Here is a 4,713-nt window from a genome sequence, read left to right on the forward strand (position 1 = left end):
TCTGCAGCTTGGCGTGGTCCAGCTTGCCCTCCTTCATGTGGGCCGGCAGGTTGACCGAACCGAGGTTGCAGACGGCGATTTCGGAATCGTTGGTGTTCAGCGTGATTTCGGTGCACAGGTTGGAGCTGTGCACGACGCCGACATGCTGCTGCGGGGAACGGATATTGCACGGATCCTTGAATGTGATCCATGGATGGCCGGTCTCGAACAGCATCGACAGCATCTTGCGCCACAAGTCGAGCGCTTGCACTTTCTTGAACAGCTTCAGTTCACCGCGGGCGGCCTTCGCCTCGTAGCCGGTATAGGCTGCTTCGAATGCCTTGCCGACTTTGTCGTGCAGGTCCGGCACATCGCTCGGGGAGAACAGCGTCCATTCACCCTTTTCCATGACCCGCTTCATGAACAGGTCCGGAATCCAATTGGCGGTGTTCATGTCATGGGTACGGCGGCGGTCGTCGCCAGTGTTCTTGCGCAGGTCGAGGAACTCCTCGATGTCCAGATGCCAGGTTTCCAGATAGGCACAGACCGCGCCCTTGCGCTTGCCGCCCTGGTTGACTGCGACGGCGGTATCGTTCACCACTTTCAGGAAGGGGACCACGCCCTGCGACTTGCCGTTGGTGCCCTTGATATGGGCGCCGAGCGCGCGAACCGGCGTCCAGTCATTGCCGAGACCGCCGGCGAATTTGGCCAGCAGCGCATTTTCCTTGATTGCCTCGTAGATGCCGTCCAGATCGTCGGCGACCGTGGTCAGATAGCAGGACGACAATTGCGAACGCTGGGTACCGGAATTGAACAGGGTCGGCGTGGAGCTCATGAAATCGAAGGAGGACAGCAAGTTGTAGAACTCGATCGCGCGGGCTTCGCGGTCGATTTCGTTCAGTGCCAGTCCCATCGCTACTCGCATATAAAACGCCTGCGGCATCTCGATGCGGGTGCCTTCGATATGCAGGAAATAGCGGTCGTACAGGGTCTGCAGACCGAGATAGCCGAATTGCAGATCGCGTTCCGGCACCAGTGCCTGGGCCAGCTTCTGCAGGTCGAATTGCATCAGCTTGTCGTCAAGCAGTTCGGCTTCGATGCCTTTTTTGATGTATCTCGGGAAGTAGTCGACATAGTATCCGGCGGCGTCTGCCTGTGCGACTTCCTGGCCGAACACCTCCTTGCGGATGGTATGCATCAGCAGGCGAGCGGTGACCTTGCTGTAGGCCGGGTCCTTTTCCATCAGCGCGCGGGCGGCCAGGATGGCGGACTTATGCAGCTCCTCGACCGGCACACCGTCATACAGATTCTTCACCGTTTCGGCCAAAATGGCTTCGGCGTCGACGTGCTTCTCGAGACCGATGCAGGCGGCAGTGATCAGGTCGCGCACCTGCTGCAGGTCGAGCGGACGGCGTTCGCCGTTATCGAGCACATGCAGTTGCGGCGCATCGATTGCTGCCTTTGTCGATTGCTGCTGGGCACGCTCTTCCATCCGCTTGGCGCGATACAGCACATAAGCGCGGGCGACATCATGTTCGCCGGAGCGCATCAGCGACAGCTCAACCTGGTCCTGGATGTCTTCGATATGGAATGTGCCGCCCGCAGGTTGGCGACGCACCAGCGCGGCCACGACGTTGGAGGTCAGCTGTTCGACCAACTCGCGTACGCGTGCCGACGCAGCGCCCTGCCCGCCGTTGACGGCGAGGAATGCCTTGGTAACCGCGATGGAGATTTTCGATGGCTCGAATCCGGCGACTGCGCCGTTGCGGCGGATGATCTTGTAGTCGCCCAGATTGATGGACATGTTGGATGCGGATGAGGTAGAGCCGCTGCGAGGAGAGACCAGACCAATTTCGTTGGAAGATTTAACGGATACTTCTTGAGTTGAGTGCATCTAGCCTCCTGAGAGCTGGTTGCGGCTGGCATTGCAGCCGCTTATATGGTTGTGGAAAAACACCCGTTGTACAGGTGTGCTCACGTTTATTCAGCAGATATCAAATATCGAACACCCCAGGTCTGCGAGCGTCAGTCGCGATCGCTTTCACACTTCGATGTTGTATGCAGGTTTTGTTCCAGAAGAATGGTGCGGCTTTGGAAAATCTCATGTGCATTACGTTGGAGTGAAAACGACGCGATTGGCTCGAAGAAAGATGCGCACCGGAAATGTCCGGCACACATGATGGAAAGAACCATCACTACATCTAGTGTTCTGTTCGCCGATTGATACTAATTCTAGTAGCTGGGTGCAGGGGACGCAAATGTTTTTTTGAATATTTCGTCAATTTCTCTGATGCATCGCAATGAACTTTTTAGAGTTCTGTAGGGAAATGCAATGTTTTATGCGCGGGAAGCGGCTTGCCACCGTGATCTAGCAGCTCACGGTAATGCGCCCAATCGAAAAAGGGGCCGGGATCAGTTTTGCGTCCGGGCGCGATGTGTTCATGTCCCGCAACAGAAGCGAGCGGATGGCGAACCTGAAGCGCGTGCGTGAGTTCGGCGAGCGTCTCGTATTGAGAGGCATGGAACGGCTCGAAGTCCGATCCTTCGAGTTCGATGCCAATTGAGAAGTCGTTGCACCGCTCCCTCCCACGAAACGACGATAGACCAGCATGCCACGCGCGCTGCAGCGTTGATACAAACTGCACTACGCTGCCATCGCGGCGGATCAGGAAGTGCGCGGATACCTTCAAGGTTCGAAGCCGATCGAAGTACGGATGCGCATCGCAGTCGAGCCTGTTGCAGAACAGATCGGCAATGAAGGTCCCGCCGAAATTTTCGGGCGGCAGACTGATGTTGTGGATCACGAGCAGATCGACGACGGTTCCTTCGGGACGTACATCGAAGTTAGGCGATGGCTCACGCGCGACGCCGTTGCACCAGCCGTCGTCCGCAATATGAAAACGATTCATTATTCAGGCTCGTGGATGGACAGGCGTTGCATGCGGTAGCGCAGTTGACGGAAACTGATGCCCAGCAATTCCGCTGCCTGGGTGCGATTGAAGCGGGTTTTGGCCAATGCACGCCGGATGATTTCACGCTCGACCTGGTCGAGGTGATCCGGAAGCGACGCCGGCAATGGTTCGTCGCTCTCCGGATGCGGTGCCGCTGCTGCGGGTGCCGCCGTGGCGACCGATGCTGGCATAACCGCTACCGGTTGAGTCGGCATCTGGGGCGCTTCCGTAACAGGCGCCACCGCCGGCTTGAGCGCCAGATCGGCAACTTCGATCACGCCATCGTTGGCAAACGCCAGCGCACGCTCGAGAATATTTTCCAGTTCGCGCACGTTGCCCGGAAACCCGTGATTATGCAGCGCGTCCAGTGCAGCCGGCGCTAGCACGGCCCGCGTTCCGGGAGCGGCAAGCCGTTGCAGGATGCCATTGGCCAGCAGGCCGATGTCCTCCAGCCGCTCGCGTAGCGCCGGCAGGCGCAGTTCGATGACATTCAACCTGTAATACAGGTCCTGGCGGAATTTTCCCTTTTCGACACATTCAGCCAGATTCTGATGCGTAGCACTGATCAGCCGCACATCCACGGGTTCTTCCAATGTTGCGCCGACCTTGCGTACCCGGCGTTCCTGGATGGCGCGCAGCAGCTTCACCTGCATCGCCAATGGCAGATCCGCCACTTCATCCAGCATCAGGGTGCCGCCGTTCGCAGCCTGGAAAAAGCCGTCGCGGTCTTCGCTTGCGCCGGTGAAGGCGCCCTTGCGGTAGCCGAAAAACTCTGCCTCCATCAATGCCTCGGGAATCGCGCCGCAATTGACGGCGATGAAAGGCTTGCCGGCGCGGGTACTGTTGGCATGGATGTCACGCGCCGCCACTTCCTTGCCGCTGCCCGACTCGCCGGTAATCGCCACTGGCGCCATGCTGCGGGCGAGGCGCACGATCTGGGTACGCACATCCTGCATCACGCTCGACTCCCCGATCAGGCGCGATACGTTCGCGTGTGACCGGCCGTCGGAAATTTCCGTTTCGGCCGCGGTCTTGTTGAGCTGCAATGCTGACTGGACCATTTGACGCAGCTGATCGAGGGCGACCGGCTTGGAAAGATAATCGAAGGCTCCTGCCTTCAACGCCGCGACCGCGTTGTCGGCGCTGCCGAAAGCGGTGATCACCGCGATCGGCAGGTTTTTGTGCTGTGCATTCACTTCCTTCACCAGGTCGATGCCGAGGCCGTCCGGCAGCCGCATGTCGGTCAGCACCATTGAATAGGTGCCGCCTGCCAGCCGGCTGCGTGCTTCGGCGAGTGATTCGGCACTATCGACATCCAATCCCATCCTGACGAGGGTAATTTCCAGCAGTTCGCGCAGGTCTGCCTCATCGTCGACAATCAGGATGTTCGGTGAACTCATTTACGAACCTTATACTTTTCGGCAAAAGCCGTGTTCTTCTATATATATAGTGTGGGCCGCATGACGGCGTGCAAAAGCGCTGACCTTACACGCGGGCCGGCATGGCGAATGTGATAACGAACCGGCCGGTGGGCTTCTCCTGTCCGGTGTGGGGAACATCAGTCCGGTATTCGTAATCCAGCATCGCACCGTTATTCAAACACAATTCGCGCGCCACGTAGAGACCTAAACCGGTTCCTTTGCTCGATGTTGTATAGAAAGGTTCGAACAAATGCGCACGGACCGCCGGCGTGATCGCCGGTCCATCATCCTGTACATGCAGTTCCAGCCGGCTGGCATTGTCCGCCAGCGCATGGATCCGGATGCTGCCCGGGCCCGGACTG

Annotated in this window: 4 protein-coding genes; all 4 read right to left on the minus strand. The window is 58.4% G+C overall.

Annotated elements, in window-relative coordinates:
• On the minus strand, positions 1 to 1,783 hold a 1,783-nt coding region (locus VGU61_RS17140), incomplete at its 3' end, for a ribonucleoside-diphosphate reductase subunit alpha (protein WP_414691654.1).
• A 505-nt stretch (positions 1,784 to 2,288) separates the two neighbouring features.
• Positions 2,289 to 2,888, minus strand: a complete 600-nt coding sequence (ampD, locus tag VGU61_RS17145) for a 1,6-anhydro-N-acetylmuramyl-L-alanine amidase AmpD (protein WP_326860423.1) — start codon at positions 2,886 to 2,888, stop codon at positions 2,289 to 2,291.
• The gene (locus VGU61_RS17150; RefSeq protein WP_326860424.1) at positions 2,888 to 4,330 is read right to left on the minus strand and encodes a sigma-54 dependent transcriptional regulator; all 1,443 of its coding nucleotides are present in this window, start codon (positions 4,328 to 4,330) and stop codon (positions 2,888 to 2,890) included. Before VGU61_RS17150 ends, ampD begins: the two co-directional genes overlap by 1 nt.
• Before the next feature lie 85 nt (positions 4,331 to 4,415).
• On the minus strand, positions 4,416 to 4,713 hold a 298-nt coding region (locus VGU61_RS17155), incomplete at its 5' end, for a sensor histidine kinase (protein ID WP_326860425.1).

It is taken from the genome of Noviherbaspirillum sp. (genome assembly GCF_035944575.1).
In the GTDB taxonomy this organism is placed as follows: Bacteria; Pseudomonadota; Gammaproteobacteria; order Burkholderiales; family Burkholderiaceae_D; genus Noviherbaspirillum.